Origin of the sequence: Longimicrobium sp. (genome assembly GCF_036399255.1) — a bacterium.
Classification (GTDB): domain Bacteria; phylum Gemmatimonadota; class Gemmatimonadetes; order Longimicrobiales; family Longimicrobiaceae; genus Longimicrobium.
Map to the genome: position 1 here is coordinate 20,595 of NZ_DASWNM010000114.1, position 17,797 is coordinate 38,391.

Consider the following 17,797-nt stretch of genomic DNA (forward strand, 5'->3'; position numbering starts at 1 on the left):
CCGCATCACTCCCGCATCACGATCCCGCATCACGATCCCGCATCCGAGCCGGCATCGGCATCATCCTCACGATCCCGCATCCAGGATCGAGCGATCCAACATCCGGGGATCCATCCCGCCTCCCCGATTCAGCATCCCGATTCCAGATCCGACATCCGATCTCCGACTCGACATCCACATCCGACATTCGACATCGATATTCGACATCCCGACCTCCGACCTCCGACCTCGACATCGACCTCCGACATCCGACATCGATATCCGGCATCCGGCATCCGGCATCCGGCATCCGACATCCCTGACATCCCGACATCCAGTGCCCCGTCAGAGGCGGAGGAGATGGGATCTCCCGGCCATGGTGCTTCTCCGGTTTCTTCAGGTCGGGATGGGCACCGCCTTGCGCCGGGCCGCCTGCAGCCCGCGGCGCGCCGACTGGTCGCGCTCGCCCCACGCGCGCTCGTCGCGGGCACGTGCCTCGTCGTCCAGCACCGCGCGCAGCTCCGAGAGCCGCGCCGCGGGGTCGGCCGCCACGCGCCCCAGCAGCGCCTCGAGGTCGGCCAGCAGCGCAAGCGCCGTGGCGCGCTCGAACAGGTCGGAGTTGTAGCGGAGCGACGCGGCCAGGCGCCCGCCCAGCTCTTCGGTGCTCAGCTGCAGGTCGAACTTGACCGCCGGGTCGCCCACGTCCACGCCCTCCACCTTGAGCCCCGCGAAGCGCACCCGCGCGCCGGGGATGCCCGAGTGGTTGAACCACACCTGCACCAGCGGGGGCCGCCCGGTGCCGCGCGGAAGGTTCAGCGCCTCGACCAGCCGGTCGAAGGAGATCTCCTGGTTGGAGTAGGCCTCGAGCGCGGTGCCCCGCACCCGCGCCAGCAGATCGCGGAACGAGGGGTCGCCCGACAGGTCCACCCGCAGCGCCAGGGTGTTCAGAAAGGCGCCCACCACCCCCTGCAGCTCCTCGCGGTCGCGGTGGGTGGCCACCGGGGCCCCCACCACCAGGTCGTCCTGCCCCGCGCGGTGGTGCAGCAGCACCGCCCAGGCGGCCAGCAGCGACATGAACAGGGTCACCCCCTCGCGCTGGCTGGTTTCGCGGAAGGCCGCGGTGAGCTCCTGCGAAAGGGCCGCGCGCTCGGCCGCGCCGCGGTAGCCCTGCTGGGCGGGGCGCGGCCGGTCGGTGGGCAGCTCCAGCACCGGCGCGTCCTTCAGCTTGCCGCGCCAGTACGCCAGCTGCGCCTCGAGCACCTCGCCCCGGAAGTGCTCGCGCTGCCACACCGCGTAGTCGGCGTACTGCACCGGCAGCTCGGGAAGGGGCGACGGGCGCCCCTCGGCGAAGGCGGAGTACAGCTCGCCCAGCTCGCGCAGCAGGATCCCCACCGACCAGCCGTCCGAGACCAGGTGGTGAAGGGTGATGCCCAGCGCGTGGTCCTGCTCGCCGCCGCGGGCCAGCAGCGCCCGCAGCATGGGCCCGCCCTCCAGCGAGAAGGGCCGCCACGCCGCCGCGCGCACCGCCTCGAGCACCGCCGCCTCGCGCCCGGCCGGCGCCACGGTGGTCAGCAGGTCCGCGCGCGCCAGCGGCACGGGGGCGGGCGGGTCGATGGCCAGCCGCGGCTCGCCGTCCACGGTGGGAAAGCGGCTGCGCAGCACCTCGTGCCGGCGCGCGAGCTCGTCCAGCGCGCGCCGCAGCGCCGCCTCGTCCAGCGTGCCGCGCAGCCGGATGGCCAGCGGCAGGTTCTGCGCGGGGCTGTCGGGCTGCAGGACGTGCGCGTACCAGAAGCGCTGCTGCGCAAACGAGAGCGGAAGGGCGCCGTCGCGGGGCACGGGGGCGATGGGCACGAGGGGCGCCGAGCCCCGCGCCTGAAGGGCCATCTCGACCGTGCCGGCCAGCCCGGCCACGGTGCGCGCCGCGAACAGCGCGTCCACCGAAAGCGAGATGCCGAACGCCTTGCGCACGCGCGCGGCGGCCAGGATGGCGCGGATGGAGTCGCCGCCCAGGTCGAGGAACGCGTCGTACACGCCCAGCCGGTCGGTCTTCAGCACCTCCTTCCACAGCTGCACCAGCGTCTCCTCGACCGCCGTGCGCGGCTCCACCGGCGCCTCGGCGCGGGCCTCCCACTCCTCGGGCGAGGGAAGCGCGCGGCGGTCGAGCTTGCCGTTGGCCGTCAGCGGCAGCGCGTCCAGCCGCACCACCCCCGCGGGGACGGCGTGCGCCGGAAGGGTGCGCGCCAGGAACGCCCGCAGCTCTTCCTCCGGCGGCGCGGACGCCCGGGGAGCGGCCACGTAGGCCACCAGCCGGACGTCGCCGCCGTCGTGGCGCGCCACCACCACGGCGTCGGACACGCCGGGGTGGGCGCGCAGCACGGCGGCCACCTCGGCGGGCTCGACCCGGAAGCCGCGGATCTTCACCTGGTCGTCGGCGCGCCCCGCGAACTCCAGCCGCCCGTCATCCAGGAAGCGGGCCAGGTCGCCGGCGCGGTACATCCGCGCCCCCGCCGCTTCGGCAAAGGGGTCGGGGACGAAGCGCTCGGCCGTGGCCGCCGGACGTCCCAGGTAGCCGCGGGCCACCGCCGGCCCGCCCAGGTACACCTCGGCCACCGTTCCCGCGGGGACCGGCTGTAGAAAGCCGTCCAGCACGTACACGCGCGCGTGCCCCAGCGGCGCGCCCAGCGGCGGGATGGCCGCCGGGCCGCGGGCGTCCGGGTCCAGCGCGCCGGCGGCCACGCCGACGGTGGCCTCGGTGGGGCCGTAGTGGTTGAAGACCTCCAGGCCGGGCGCCAGCCCGCGCACCCGCTCCACCAGCGCCCAGTCGGCGCGGTCGCCGCCCAGCACCAGCCGCCGGCGCGGGAGCACCGCCGCGGGGTCGGCGTGCGAGAGCAGCGCCTTGAGGTGGGCGGGAACCACCTTCAGCACGTCGACCGGCGCGGCGGCGAGCGCCGCGGCCAGCGCGGCGGGGTCGGTGGCCTGGCGCTCGGAAAAGACGTGCAGCGTTCCCCCGGAGGCCAGCGCCGGAAAGAGCGCGGTGTTCCCCAGGTCGGCCGCGAAGGTGGAGAGCAGCCCGTACGACTCTCCCGGGGCCACCCCCAGCCGCTGCATCACCGCGCCGGTGTAGTGCATCACCTGCCGGTGCTCCACCTGCACCCCCCGGGGCTCGCCGGTGGTGCCGGAGGTGTAGACGACGTACGCCAGGCCGGCCGGATCGGTCTCCCCCGCCAGGTCGCCCCCGTCCAGCGCCGCCAGGGCGTCCGCCTCCCCGTCCAGCCGGACCACGGGCACGCCCGCGGCGGCGGCGCGGTCCGCCCAGCGGTCCAGCGTGACCACCGCCACGGCGCCCGCGTCGCGCACCAGGCGCAGCAGGCGGTCTTCGGGGTGCTGCGGGTCCAGCGGGACGTACGCCGCCCCCGCCTTCCACGCCGCCAGCAGCGCGGGGACCTGCTCGGGGACGCGGTCCATCAGCACCGCCACGCGCCGCTCGGGCCCCGCGCCCAGCTGCACCAGCCGGCGCGCCAGGCGGTTGGCCAGGCGGTTCACCTCGCCGCGGCTGAAGGCGCCCGACTCGGCGGCCACGCACGGCTGCTCCGGCGCCCGCGCGGCGTGGGCCTCGAACAGGCAGTGCAGCGGCGCGGCGGCCGGCGTGGGATCCGCGCCGCCCCAGGCCGCCGCGATGCGCCGGCGCGCGTCCGCGGCCAGCGGCGGCGCGTCGTCATGGCGCGCCGCCGGGTCGGCGGCGATGGCGCGCAGCGCCGCCAGGTAGGCGTCGGCCACGTCACGGGCCTGCCCGGGGGTGAACACCCGGCCGTCGCACTCCAGCGCCAGCCCCAGCCGCCGGTCGTCGCCGGGCGGGTGCTGGAAGGAGGCCACCATGGGGTAGTTGGTCTCTTCGATCACCGTGCTGGTCTGCACCGAGCCGATCTCGCCGGCCTTCGCCCCTTCGGCGACCACGTGGAAGTTCAGGTACGTGAACGAGGCGTCGAACAGGCCGCCGCCCCCGTGCGCGGCCTGGATGGCGGCCTGCGGGTAGCGGCGATGGGGCATCACGGCCAGCTCGGCCGCGTGCACCGCGCGGATCAGCTCGCTCCAGCTTCCGGGGGCCAGCCGCACCCGCAGGGGGAGCGGGTTCAGGAACAGGCCGGCCACCCGGTCGCCGTCGGCCGTCTCCAGCCGCCCGTTGCTGGAAAGGCCGGTGACCACGTCGGCGCGCCCGGCCAGCATGGCGAGCACCCGGACGTGCGCGGCCAGGAGCACGCTCTTGAGCGGCACCCCCTCGCGCCGCGCCACGCGGCGCAGCGCCGCCACCTGCGAGCGGCGCAGCCAGCGGTACCCGCGCAGCAGCCGCGGGCCGTCGGGCGCGGCCAGCGCCGGGAGGGGAGGACGCTCGTAGCCGGCCAGCTGCGCCGCCCAGAAGTCGCGCGCCTCGGGCGACTGCAGCGCGCGGCGCTCCAGGGCGATGAAGTCGCGGTAGGTGGTGCGCAGGGGCGGCAGCGGGGGAAGCCCCTCGCCCCGCAGCAGCGCCAGGTAGCTCTGCAGGACCTCGGCGAGGACGATGTGCAGGCTCCACCCGTCGGAGATGGCGTGGTTCTCCAGCAGGGTGAACTGCACGGCCTCGCCGTCCAGCCGGTGCATGTGAAAGCGCAGCTGCGGCGCCACGGCCAGGTCGAAGGGCCGGTCCTGCTCGGCGCGCCAGAACGCCTGCAGCACGGCGGCCCGGGCGGCCTCGTCCATCCCCCGCAGGTCGTGGAACTCCACGGGGAAGACCGCCTGCTCGTGCACCAGCTGCAGGGGCTCGGAGAAGCTTTCCAGGTCGAAGGTGGTGCGCAGGTTGGGGTGGCGCGCCGTCACGTGAAGCACGGCGCGCTGAAAGGCGTCCTCGTCCAGCGCCATCTCCATGCGGTAGCTGGTGAGGCCGTGGTAGACGGAGGTCCCCTCGCTGCGCTCGCGATGGTACAGCATCCCCAGCTGGCTGTGCGCCAGGGGGTAGGCGTCCACTACGCCGTCCGGCATCCGCGCGCGGTCCTGGGCCGGGACCAGGGAGAAGGGCTCGGTGTGCACCCCGGCCTCGCCGTCGTCGGGCGCGCCGCCGCCCAGCTGCAGGGCCAGCGCGGCGACCGTGGGGTGCAGCGCCACCTGGCGGATGGAGAGCGGAAAGCCGGCTTCTCGGGCGCGGGCGGCCACGCGCAGCGACAGGATGGAGTCGCCGCCCAGCTCGAAGAAGTTGTCGGTGACGCCCACGTCCGGCACCCGCAGGACCTCGGCCCAGATCGCCGCCAGCGCCTCCTCGGCCGGGTTGCGCGGGGCGACCCGCTCGCCGCGCACCTCCGGCTCGGGAAGGGCGGCGCGGTCCAGCTTGCCGCTGGGCGTCAGCGGGAGCGCCGCCAGCTCCATGAACGCGGCGGGGACCATGTGCTCGGGAAGGCGCCGCCCCAGGTGCTCGCGCAGCTCCGCCGGGGTGGGCGCCGCGCCGCGGGGCACCACGTACCCCACCAGCCGCTCGGCGCCGCTGGCCTCGCGGCGGGCCACCACCGCGGCGTCGGCCACGGCCGGGTGGGCGCGCAGCGCCGCCTCGATCTCGCCGGGCTCGATGCGAAAGCCGCGCACCTTGACCTGCGCGTCGATGCGGCCCAGGAAGTCCAGCGCCCCGTCCTCGCGCCAGCGCGCCAGGTCGCCGGTGCGGTAGAGGCGCGCACCGGGGCGGCGGCTGAACGGGTCGGGGACGAACCGCTCGGCGGTCAGCCGCGGGCGGGCGTGGTAGCCGCGCCCCACCTGCACCCCGCCGATGTGCAGCTCGCCCGGCATTCCCGCGGGCACCGGGTTTCCCCGCGCGCCGAGCACGTAGATGCGCGTGTTGGCCACCGGCCGGCCGATGGGCACCAGCGCCCCCCGGCCGCCGGGCGCGCACGCCTGGTACGTCACGTCCACGGCCGCCTCGGTGGGGCCGTACAGGTTGTGCAGCTCCACGCCGGGAAGGCGGGCGAAGAAGCGGTCCGCCAGCTCGGCCGAAAGCGCCTCGCCGCTGCAGACCACCCGCCGCAGCCCCGTGCACCGCCCGGTCCCCGGCGCCTCCAGGAAGGCGCGCAGCATGGAGGGGACGAAGTGCGCGGTGGTGATCCCCTCGTCCTCCATCACGCCGGCCAGGTACGCGGCGTCGCCGTGCGCCCCGGGGCGGGCCACCACCAGGCACGCGCCGGTGACCAGCGGCCAGAAGAACTCCCACACCGACACGTCGAACGAAAAGGGCGTCTTCTGCAGCACGCGGTCGTCCGCGCCCAGCCCGTACTGGTCCTGCATCCACAGGATGCGGTTGACCACGCCCCGGTGCGTGTTCACGGCGCCCTTGGGGGTGCCCGTGGAGCCCGAGGTGTAGATGAGGTACGCGGCGTTGTCGGGCGTCGCGCCCGTCTCCGGCGGCCGGGCGCCGCACGCGGCGATGGCGTCGGCGTCGCGGTCCAGGCACACCACGCGCACGCCCTCGCGCGCCGGGGCGGCGTCGGCCAGGCGGGCCATGGTGAGCACCACCCGGGCGCCCGAGTCGTCCAGCATCAGCCGCTGCCGCTGCGCGGGGTAGGCGGGGTCCACGGGAAGGTAGGCGCCGCCGGCCATCAGCACCCCCAGCAGCGAGACCACCATCTCGGGCGAGCGCTCCATGCGGATGGCGACCCCCTGCTCGGGGCCCACCCCCAGGGCGCGGAGGTGGCTGGCCAGCCGCCCGGCCCGCTCCAGCAGCTGCGCGTAGGTCAGCGCCTCGCTCTCGAAGCGCACGGCCACGGCGCCGGGGGTGCGCGCCGCCTGCGCGCGGATCAGCCCGTGCAGCGTGGCATCGGCCGGGTACTCGCGGTCGGTGCCGTTCCACGCCTCCACCACGCGCGCCCGCTCGGCGTCGTCCAGCACCAGCGCCGAGAGGGGGAGGTCGGGATGGGCGGCGGCGCGGGCCAGGACCGCCCGCAGGCCGTCCGCCATCCGCGTCATCGTGGCCGGCTCGAACAGGTCGGTGCGGCAGGTGAGCACGCCCGTCAGCCTGTCGCCCGCGGAGTTCAGCGAGAGCGCCACGTCCACCTGCGCGGCCCGCGTGCCGAACTCGAAGGGCTCGATCCCCAGCCCGCCCGCCTTCGCGGCCGCCCCCGCCGAGGCGTTGTCGAGGTTGAAGAGGGCCTGGAAGACGGGGTTGCGCCCCAGGTCGTGCCGCGGCTTGAGCTCCGACACCAGCGTGGCGAAGGGGAGCGCCTGGTGCTCCAGCGCGGCGAACACCGTTTCGCGCGTCCTGCGCACCAGCTCGCGGAACGAGGGGTCGCCCGACAGGTCCAGGCGCAGCACCAGCGTGTTCAGCAGCGGCCCGATGAGCCCCTCCAGCTCCACCGTGCCGCGCCCCGAGGCGGGGGTGCCGACGACGATGTCCTCCGCGCCCGACAGGCGGTGCAGGAGCACGCCGAACGCGGCCAGCAGCGGCACGAACGGAGTGGCTCCCTCGCCGCGCCCCAGCGCGTCGAGCGCGCCGGCCACCGCGGGGTCGACGGAGAGCGCGCGGTACGCCGCCTCGTGCGTGGGCTCGGGCGGGCGCGGAAAGTCGGTGGGAAGCTCCAGCAGGTCGGGCGCGCCCGCCAGCGTCCGCCGCCAGAACGCCGTCAGCGCCTCCAGCCGCTCCCCCTGCAGCCCCTCGCGTTCCCAGTGCGCAAAGTCGCCGAACTGCACCGGCAGCTCGGGAAGCGGGGAGGGGGCGCCGGCCGCGAAGGCGTGGTACAGGGTGGCCAGCTCGCGGAGGAACACCCCCTCGCTCCACCCGTCGAACACCAGGTGGTGCGCCACCGTGAGCAGCAGGTGCCGCCCGGCCTCCACCCGGAAGAGGACCAGCCGGAGCAGCGGCCCGCGCGCCAGGTCGAAGGGGCGCCGCACCTCGTCCTCCACGCGCCGCAGCAGCACGGGCTCGCGCGCCCCGGGGGCCAGGTCCGTCAGCTCCACGCGGACCAGCGGAACGGTGCGGTGGGGGTCCACCACCTGCGCCGGCTCGCCGTCCACCATCGCGAACACGGTGCGCAGCACCTCGTGGCGCGCCACGATCTCCGCCAGCGCACGCTCCAGCGCGTCCCCATCCAGCGCGCCCCGCAGCGTGTACGCCTTGGTCATGTGGTACGCCGGGTTGGCCTCCTGGATCTGCGCCAGCAGCCAGAACCCCTGCTGCGTGGAGGAGAGCGGGAAGGTGTAGACCTCCCCGCCCTCGTCGGCGGTCGTCACGTCGGCCTGGTCCTGTGCGGTCGGGTTCATGTGCCCATCGGTTGAGTGCTTCGCCGCCTCGGGAGCCGCGGGTGCACCGGGATCCCTCGACCTTCGTTCCGTGCATCCCCACCCTGGCCGGGGGGGATGCACGGCTGCAACGTGCTTCGTGGTCCGGCGGGTGGCGCGCTCCCCTTCCCTCCCCCGCGTCCGGACGCCCTCGGGGCGAGCCGGATCCGCGGATGGCGGTCGGGGCGCGCGCCCGTCAGACGGTCTTCAGGACGCCTTCGGCCACCTCGCCCAGGCGGCGTCCGCTACGCGGGGCGCGGCCCAGCCGCGGCAGGGTGGAGTGGGTGCCCTGCGCGCGCAGGTGGTCCACGTGCGCGGCCAGCGTGGCCACGGTGGTGTGCTCGAACACGCGGCGCAGCGGCAGCTCCACCTCCAGCGCCCGCCGCACCCGCGCCGCCACCATGGCGGCCAGCAGCGAGTGCCCGCCCAGGGCAAAGAAGTCGGCCTCCACGCTGACCCGCTCGCGCTTCAGCACCTCGGCCCAGATCGCCGCCAGCGCCTCTTCGGTGGGGGTGCGCGGGGCGGCGTACGCCTCGGCCGGCTCCAGCGCGCCGGTGCGGTCGGCGGCCAGGGCGCGCCGGTCCACCTTTCCCGCGGGGGTCAGCGGCAGGGCGTCGACGGCCACGAACACCGTGGGCACCATGTGCTCGGGAAGCCGCTCGCGCAGGTGCCCGCGCAGCGCCGCCGGGTCGGGGGCGCCGTCCGCCGCCACCAGGTAGGCGGCCAGCTCGCCGGCGCGGGCCACCACGGCGCACCCGGCCACGGAGGCGTGCTCCATCAGCGCCGACTCCACCTCGCCCGGCTCGATGCGGAAGCCGCGCACCTTGACCTGCTGGTCGGTGCGGCCCATGAAGTCCAGCGTGCCGTCGGCCCGCCAGCGCACCCGGTCGCCGGTGCGGTACAGCAGCGCGCCGGGGGTGCCGGAAAAGGGGTCGGGGACGAACGCCGCCGCCGTCTTCCCGGGGTGCCCCGGGTAGCCGTCGCCCACCGCGATGCCGCCGATGCACAGCTCGCCCGGCACCCCCACGGGCACCAGACCCATGGAGGCGTCCACCACCCGGCAGTCCAAGTTGGGAAGGGGGCGGCCGATGGAGGTGGTGCGCGCCTCGGCCGGGAGCGGCGCGGTGATCTCCAGCTGCGTCACGTCGTCCGAGGCCTCGGTGGGCCCGTACGCGTTCACCACCGGGACGGCGGGGTACGCGGCCAGCCAGGCGTTCACCAGCTCCGCCGGCACCGCCTCGCCGGTGGCCATGGCGTGGCGCAGGGCCGGGAGCGCGCGCGCGTCCTCGGGGAGCGCGGCCGCGTGCTCCAGCAGCGCGCGCATCACCGCGGGGACCGGCTCGAACAGGGTCACGCCCTCGTCGCGCAGCACGGCGAACAGCCGCTCGGGGTCGCTCACCGTCTCCGCGTCGGCCACCACCGAGCGGCCGCCCAGCACCAGCGGCGCCAGCATCTGCCAGACGGAGATGTCGGACGACGCGGGCGCGCTCTGCAGAAAGCGCAGGGACCCGTCCAGCCCCAGCAGCTCGGCCTCGGCGAAGACGTGGTTCACCGCGCCGTCGTGCCGCACCACCGCGCCCTTGGGGAGCCCGGTGGAGCCGGAGGTGTACAGCATGTACGCCGGGTCGCGCGGGTCCGTCCGCGGCCCGTCCAGCGGCTCCGCCGATTCGCCGTCCACCTCCGCGCGGGGAACGACGCGGAGCGCGGGGAGCGCGTCGGAAAGGGCCGGCGCGTCGTCGTCCAGCAGCACCACGCCCGCCAGCGCCGGCGCCGCCGCCAGCGCGCCGGCCACCCCCGCGGCCAGCCCGGCGCGCGAGACCAGCACCCGCACCCCGCTGTCGGCCAGCATGTGGCGCACGCGGGGGGCGGGATAGGTGGGATCGAAGGGAACGTAGGCGGCGCCGGACTTCAGCACGGCGACGACGGAGGCCACGAAGTCAATCCCCCGCTCGTCCAGGATCCCCACCCGCGCGCCCCGCCCGGCGCCCATCCCCCGCAGCACGCGGGCAAGGCGGGTGGAGCGCGCGTCCAGCTCGGCGTAGGTCAGGGCGTCGCCGCCGTGGACGACCGCCACCTCGCCCGGCACCCGCGCCGCCCGCTCCGCGATCAGCCGGTCCAGCGTCTGGTGGACCGGGTAGCCGCGCCGGGGCCCCTGCAGCTCGCCGGTGAGCCGCGCGGTCTCGGCCTCGTCCAGGATGGACAGGGTGGAGATGGGGCGCCTGGGAGTGGCCACGGCCGAGGCCAGCAGGCGCTCGAAGCGGCGCAGCAGCCCCTCGATGGTGGACGTGTCGTACAGGTCGGTGCTGAAGGAAACGTGCACCTGCAGCTCGTCGCCCACCTCCAGCGCGGTGACCTCGAGGTCGAACTTGGTGGCCGGGGCCGAGCGCAGCAGCGCGGGCCCGCCGCCGGCGCCCCCGCCGGCCACGCGCTGGTAGTCGAAGGAGACCTGGTACAGCGGCGACAGGCTCAGGTCGCGCACCGGCTGCATCTCCTCCACCAGCCGCTCGAACGAGAGGTGGGCGTGCGAAAAGGCGCCCAGGGCGGTGTCGCGCACCCGCTCGACCACCTGGCGGAAGGTGGGGTCGCCCGACAGGTCGGTGCGCAGCACCAGGGCGTTGACGAAGAAGCCCACCAGCCGCTCCACCTCGACCCGGTCGCGGTTGGCCACGTGCGTGCCCACCACGATGTCGCTGCCGGCGCCGTGGCGGTGCAGCAGCGTCTTGAAGGCGGCCAGCACGGTCATGAACAGGGTGGCCTGCGCCTGCCCCGCCAGCTTGCGCACCCCCGCCGCCAGCGCGGCCGGCAGCCGCACCGCGCGGGTGTCGCCGCGGTAGGTCTGCACGCCGGGGCGCGGCCGGTCGGTGGGAAGCGAGACCACCGGCGGCATGCCGGCCAGCCGCTCGCGCCAGTACGCCAGCTGCGCCTCGAGCACCTCGCCGCTCAGCCACTCGCGCTCCCACCGCGCGTAGTCGCCGTAGCTGACGGGGAGGGGGGCCAGGGGGGCGGGCTCGCCGCGGACGGCGGCGTCGTACAGCACCGCCAGGTCGTCGCGGATCACGTCCATCGACCACCCGTCGGTGACCACGTGGTGCATCACCAGCACCAGCCGGTCGCCGTCCTCGCCCAGCCGCACCAGGGTGGCGCGCAGCAGGGGCCCGGCCGCCAGGTCGAAGGGGCGCAGCACCTCGTCGCGCGAGGCCGCCCGGGCCGCCTCCCACCGCGCTTCGCGGTCGGTCACCTCCGAGAAGTCGGCCACGCTCAGCGGCACGGGGGCGGCGGGAAGCACCCGCTGCACGCCGGTGCCGTCGCCCTCGGGGAACACCGTGCGCAGCGACGCGTGCCGCTCGACCAGCGCGGTGAGCGCGGCGCGCAGCGCGGCCGGCTCGGCCCCCGCGGGAAAGGGAAAGGCGGAGTACAGGTTGTACGCGGGGCTCCGCGGCTCCAGCTGGTGCAGCAGCCACAGCCGCTGCTGCGCGAACGAAAGGGGAAGCGGCCCGTCGCCGCCGCGCGCCACCAGCGGCGGCACGGCCGGCGCGTCGGCGTCCTCCCCGCGCAGCCGCTCCACCGCCACGGCCAGCCCGGCCACGGTGGGGTCGTCGAACAGCACGCGCAGCGGCACCTCGACCCCCAGCACGGCGCGGATGCGCCCCAGCAGCTGCAGGACCGAGAGCGAGTGCCCGCCCAGGTCGAAGAAGCGGTCGTGCACGCCCACGGGGCCGCTCTTCAGCACCTCGCCCCAGATGTCGGCCAGCACGCCCTCGGTGGCCGAGCGCGGCGGCACGTACCCCTCGCGGGCGGCAAAGCCGGCGGCGCGGGGCGCGGGAAGGGCGCGGCGGTCCACCTTGCCGCCGGGCATGCGCGGAAGCTCGTCCAGCGTCACGAAGGCGGCGGGGACCATGTAGTCCGGCAGCCGCCGGCGCAGGTGCTCGCGCAGCTCGGCCGCCACCGGGGGGTGCCCGTTGGCCGCCACCACGTACGCCACCAGCGCGGCCCCGCCGGCCGTCTCGCGCACGGCGGCCACCGCGGCGCCCACGGCCTCGTGCGAGGCCAGCGCCGCCTCGATCTCGCCCAGCTCGATGCGGAAGCCGCGCACCTTCACCTGGTCGTCGGCGCGCCCCAGGAACTCCAGGGCGCCGTCCGCCCGCCAGCGCGCGCGGTCGCCCGTGCGGTACATGCGGCTGCCGGGGACGTGCGCGTACGGATCGGGAACGAAGCGCTCGGCCGTCATCCCCGGGCGCCCCAGGTAGCCGCGCGCCAGGCCGGGGCCGTCGGCGTACAGCTCGCCCGCGGCGCCGGGGGGCACGGGGCGCAGCCCGTCGTCGAGCAGGTAGATGCGGGTGCCGCTCACCGGGCGGCCGATGGGGAGCAGCGCCCCCGCCTCGTCGCCCCGGAAGCGCCACGACGCCACGTCGATGGACGCCTCGGTGGGGCCGTACAGGTTCACCAGCGCCACCCCCGGAAGGCGCCGGGCCACGGCCCGCGCCAGGGCGGCGGGATACGCCTCGCCGCCGCAGCTCAGGCGGCGCAGCGTGGCGCACGCCTCCAGCCCCGGCTGGACCGAAAGCACCTGCAGCATGGAGGGAACCAGCTGCAGCGTGGTCACCCCGTGGCGCGCCATGGCCTCGACCAGGTACGCGGGGTCCTGGTGCCCGCCCGGGCGGGCCACCACCACGCGGCCGCCGGTCCACAGGGGAAGGAACACCTCCCACACCGACGCGTCGAAGGTGTACGGCGTCTTGAAGAGGACGGCGTCGGAGTCGTCCATGGGATACGTGTCGCGCACCCACGCCACCCGGTTGCAGATGCCCCGGTGCGGGATCATCACCCCCTTGGGCCGGCCCGTGGACCCCGACGTGTACAGCACGTACGCCAGGTGGGCGGGGGATGTGGACACGCCGGCCGGCGTATCGGGGAGTTCCTCGTCGTCCCACGCCTCGCCGATGCGCAGCACGGGAACGTCCAGCGTGGGAAGCGCCCCGGCCACGCTCTCCTGCGCCAGCACGGCGCGGGGGCGGGCGTCGTCCAGCATGAAGCGCAGGCGGTCGGCGGGAAGGGTGGGGTCCAGGGGAAGCCAGGCGCCCCCCGCCTTGAGGATCCCCAGCATTCCCGCCACCATCTGCGCCGAGCGCTCCACGCACAGCCCCACCACGGCGTCGGGGCCCACCCCGGCCCGGCGCAGCGCGTGCGCCAAGCGGTTGGCGCGCGCCTCGACGTGGGCGTACGTCAGCCGCTCGTCGTCCGTCTCCACCGCCACGGCGTCGGGGGTGCGCGCCGCCTGCCGCTCGAACTCGCCGTGCAGCACGATCCCCTCGGCGGCCGGGCCGCTGGCGTTCCACGCCTCCAGCACCTGGCGCTCTTCGCCGGCGGAAAGCAGGGGAAGCGACAGCACGGGGGCGTCGGGGGCCGCGGCGGCGGCGGAGAGCAGCGTTTCCAGGTGCCGCAGCCAGCGCAGCACCGTGTCGCGGTCGAAGAGGTCGGTGTTGTACTCGCACTCCAGCCGGGTGCCGTTCTCCGACTCCACGGCCACCACGGCCAGGTCGAAGCGCGACACGCCGGTGCGCACCTCCATCCGCTCGGCCACCGCCTCGCCCAGCCGCAGCGCGCCGTCGGACGAGCGCTGCCAGGTAAGCGACACCGACGCCAGCGGCGGGCGCGAGGGGTCGCGGGCGATCTCCAGCGCCTCCACCAGCCGCGACACGGGAAGGCCGCGGTGCTCCAGCGCGTCCAGGAAGCGGCCATGGGCGTCGCCCAGGAAGTCGGCGAAGGCGGGGTTGCCCGCCAGGCGGCTGCGCAGGGGGAGGAGGTCGGTGAAGTAGCCCACCGTGGCGGCGCCGTCCCACACCTGCCCGGCGGTGATGGCGCCCACCACCACGTCGTCCTGCCCGGTCAGCCGGTGCAGGAAGAGCTGAAAGCCGGCCAGCAGCACGCCGAAGAAGGTGGAGCCGCGCGCCTCGCCCAGCGCGGCCAGCCGCCGCACCAGCGCGGGGTCCAGCGGGTGGCGCTCGCGCCCCCCCGAAAAGCTCTGCGCGGCGGGGCGCGCCCGGTCGGTGGGCAGCTCCAGCACGGGGGGCGCGGCCAGCTCGCGCTTCCAGTGCGCCAGCGACGCGGCCTCGGCCTCGCCGCCGGCGGCGCGCGCCCGGACGGCGTCGGCGTAGCGGCCGGCGGGGCGCAGCGCAGGGGCGTGGCCGGCCACGCCGGCCTCGTACAGCGCGCGCAGCTCGTTCAGCAGCAGCCCGTTGCTCCACCCGTCGGTGACGGCGTGGTGCAGGGTGTAGACGAGCGCGTGGTCGTCGTGGGCCAGGCGCAGGATGCGGGCGCGGAAGAGCGGCGCCCGGGCCAGGTCGAAGACGGTGTCGACCTCCTGGGCAATGGCGTCCCGCAGCCCGGCCTGCGCCTCGTCCTCCGGCAGGTGCGACAGGTCCACCAGCGGCACGTCGACGTCCACGCGCGGCTCCACGTACTGCGCCTCGCCCCCCGCGCCGATGCGGGTGCGCAGCGCCTGGTGGCGCGCCACCAGCGCGGCCACGGCGGCCTGCATGGCCTGGGGGTAAAAGGGACCGCGCACCCGCAGCGCCGTGGGCTCGTTGTACGCCCGTGCCCCCTCTTCCGAGATGCTGGAGAGAAGCCAAAGCTCGCGCTGCGCCGCCGTCAGCGGCAGCTCCAGCGTCTCCGTCTGCGTCTCCGCTTCCGCCTCCACGGCGGCGGCGGACGATTCCGCGCCGCTGGTGGCCTCCGCCGTCTCCGCGGACGCGGAGTGCTCCGCCGGATCGGCGTCCGCCGCGCCCAGGAAGCCGCCCTGGCGCATCTCCTCGACCGCGTCCGCCACCGCCTCGGCCACCCGCGCGGCGTCGTCCGCCGTGTGCGCGGTGGACAGGTGCCACGCGCCGCCGCCCACGTGCACGCCGCGGGCGCGCAGGTGCAGCCGCAGCACGGCCAGGTCGTCCGCGTCGCCCTCGACGATCACGCCGCCGCCCGCCGCCCGCACCGAGACCGGCGCGCCGCCGAACGCATCGCGCAGCGCCGCCGCCAGGGCCTCCGCCTTCGCGGCGAAATCCGGCTGCAGGGCGGGACCGGACTGCTCCAGGTGCGACAGCACCGCGTGCGCGGCGGCGACGCCCAGCGCGGGCGCGTGGCCGTCGCCCGGCAGGCGGGTGGCGTCCACGCGCGGGTACGAGCCGTCGCCGAAGCTCCACGGGCCGCCGTCGGCCGTGTCCAGGTACGCCGCGCGCCCGGCCACCGCGGCCACCGGCGCGCCGGCCGCCACCGCGCCGCCCACGACCAGCAGGTCGGCGTCGATGCCGTGCAGCCGCGCCGCGCCGCCGGGGTGCAGCCGGGGAAGCGTGTCCGTCTCGTCCACCACCAGCGCCGCGCCCGTGTCCACGCACACCGCCGCGACCGCGCGCAGCTCGTCGGGAGAAAGGAAAGCGGGGTGCACCAGCACGGCGGCCAGCTCGGCGCCGCGCGCGCGCAGCGTTTGCAGCGCGCCCTCGCCGGGCGCCAGCACCAGCACGCCGGCCGCCGCGCCGGCGGGAATGCCGGGCGCCGCGGGAACGCCGCGCGCGCCGTCGCCCAGCGGAGTGCGGCGCGCCAGCACGCCGTCCGCCGCGCCGTGGTCCGCGCCGGCGAACAGCGCCACCCCGTCGCGCTCGGTGGCCGCGCGTGCCATCCGCAGCGCCGCCGAGACCGCCTCGTCGCGCGACGGCAGCCAGGCCGCGCGCTCCGTCCCCGTCAGCCGGCAGAGCAGCGCCGCCGCTTCCGAGGCCAGCCGGGGCGCGCCCAGCGCCGTCCCCCGCTCCAGCTCGGCACGCACGGCGGCGGCGACGGCGACGGGGGCGTGGCCCAGGACCAGCGCGCCGCGGTCCAGCTCCAGGTCCACGTACTCGTTGCCGTCCACGTCGGTGAAGCGGGCGCCGGCCGCGCGCTCCACCGCCAGCGGGTACACGGCGTCCTTCCACGCGCGGCGAAAGCCCCGCACCGCCGCGGGGTAGGCCACCGTCTCGCGCCCCGCCTCCGCGCGCGAGCGGGAGCCGGCCAGGCGCGCGTCCAGCCGCGCCACCAGCGCCTGCACGTGGGCGGACCGCCGCGCGTCCAGCGGCGCGTCCTCCGCCGGGTCGTAGCCCGCGGCGTGGGACGGCGCGGCGGCACGCGGCGCGTCCGCGCCGTCTGCCTCGGACGCTGCGCCGGACGCGGCGGCGGCGGCGGCGGAGGGCGGAACGGCGGTGTCGGCCGTAGGGATCGACGCGGGTGCGGCGATCTCGGCCGATTCGATCGGCGCGGCCGAAGCAGCCGGCGCGATCGCCGCGGAGGAGGAGGAGGAGGAGGAGGAGGACGGAGCCGCGGCGTCGGGTGCCGCGCGGTGGGCGCGGAGCGCAGCAAGCTGCTCCTGCATCACCTGCAGCTGCTGCGCGACGATGCGCTCCAGCACCCCCGTGCCCGCCGGGGCCGGTGCGGCGGCCGGGCCGGCCGCCGGGGCCGGCGCGGGCAGAGCCGCCGGCGGAGCGGACGCGGCGGCGGGCGGCGCGGGGACCGGCGCGGGGGACGCGTCGGCGGGCGGCGCGGAGGCAGACGCGGCGGGCGCGGACGCCGGGGCCGGCTCGGCGGGAAGCTCGCGGTCCAGGTGGGCGGCCAGCGCGTGCACCGTCCCCAGCTCGTCCAGCAGGCGCCGGAACGGGACGCGCACCCCGAACGTGTCGCGCACGAAGCGGCTCGCGCGCAGCAGCAGCAGCGAGTCGGCACCCAGCGCAAGGAAGGTCTGCTCGGGGTCCACCTGCTCCACCGCCATTCCGTACAGACGGCCCATCTCGTTCCGCAGCACCTGCGCAATCCGCAGGAAGCGCGGCGTGGCCGTCGCGGCGTTTCGCCCGTTATCCGCCATTACAGGCACTCCAGGGGCAGGCCAACAAAGGTGCGCACGCTGACCTCTAGAGAGCGATGATCAGTGGCAATTGTTCCATGGAGCACGACACCTGCGTTTACTTCCGGTGCCTCAAAAAGCGCGTGCATGGGATTTCGCGGAGACAAAAGGGACCGGCGGGGCGCGCAGGGACGGACGCCCTGCTCCGGGGGACGCGAGAGCAGCCGATCGCTCCCCGCACCACGAGGTGCCGGGGAAAGCACGGCCAGCGGATACCGGGAGCGGGGAACGGGCGGAAAGCGAGTCAGGACGGCAGGTCACGGCCGCGCGAGCCGCGGGGATGCCCCCGCGCGCGGACCCGTGGAGCGCGCACCGCGGCCCACGCATCCACCGCGCAGCTTCGGCGGCGGAAATACGCGGGAGCAGGATCGGCCCCCTCCAGAGCGACTTTCGATTCGTTGACTGAAAAGGATGCGCAATCCGGAGCCCGCTGTCAAGGAAAAGATGTTTTATTTACGTGATTTCGATCAGCGGCAACGGCATGGCGCAATCGTGTCGTAAACAGCGGCGGCACATGTCAGGACGCTTTCTCTGAAATCGCGTGGCGGAGGCCCGCCTGGCGGCCCGGGGATCCAGCGTTCATGCGGGTGTCTGGACCTCCCCGCCGGCCAGCGGGCGCGG

The 17,797-nt window shown here is 76.0% G+C and carries 2 protein-coding genes; both read right to left on the minus strand.

What is annotated here, in order from left to right; translation table 11 throughout:
• Window positions 1-375: 375 nt before the first annotated feature.
• Window positions 376-8,244 carry an amino acid adenylation domain-containing protein gene (locus tag VGC13_RS20925; RefSeq protein WP_331127231.1) on the minus strand — a complete coding sequence of 2,623 codons (7,869 nt, stop codon included), beginning with the start codon at window positions 8,242-8,244 and terminating at the stop codon, window positions 376-378.
• A gap of 214 nt (window positions 8,245-8,458) precedes the next feature.
• A complete protein-coding gene (locus VGC13_RS20930; protein WP_331127232.1) occupies window positions 8,459-17,137 on the minus strand; it encodes an amino acid adenylation domain-containing protein in 8,679 nt (2,892 codons plus the stop codon).
• Window positions 17,138-17,797: the final 660 nt, after the last annotated feature.